The sequence below is a fragment of the Lentimicrobium sp. S6 genome (genome assembly GCF_013166635.1).
Taxonomy (GTDB): domain Bacteria; phylum Bacteroidota; class Bacteroidia; order Bacteroidales; family UBA12170; genus UBA12170.
Window position 1 is genome coordinate 1 of the sequence record NZ_JABKBZ010000295.1, and the last position, 392, is coordinate 392.

Here is a 392-nt window from a genome sequence, read left to right on the forward strand (position 1 = left end):
TCGGCTCTAAAGTCGGCCACGGGAGCAGGTTCTACTACGATCAAAGTGGTATCGCTATCGCTACATCCATTGCCATCCTCTACTATGAGGATAATTTCATAGGTGCCTACAGATGTAAAATCATGACTTGGATTTTGCTCTGTGGAATAATTGTTACTACCACTTGCAGGGTCACCAAAGCTCCATTCCCAGCTCACTACCGCAGCTCCATCAATAATACTCTTATCGATGAAATAGGTAGAGCTACCGGCGCAGGCGCTATAATAGTTAAACTTGGCGGTTGGTCCTTGCCAAATGGTTACATTTTGAGTAATGCTGTGCTCACAGCCATTGGTATCGGTTACCGTGAGGTCTACCAAATAATTACCAGAAAACTGATAAAGATGTGTTGG

1 protein-coding gene is annotated in these 392 nt (G+C 44.4%); it reads right to left on the reverse strand.

Going from position 1 to position 392, the window contains the following annotated elements; genetic code table 11:
• The coding region (locus tag HNS40_RS22790) for a PKD domain-containing protein (RefSeq protein ID WP_172284995.1) at positions 1 to 392 on the reverse strand (392 nt) is incomplete at both ends.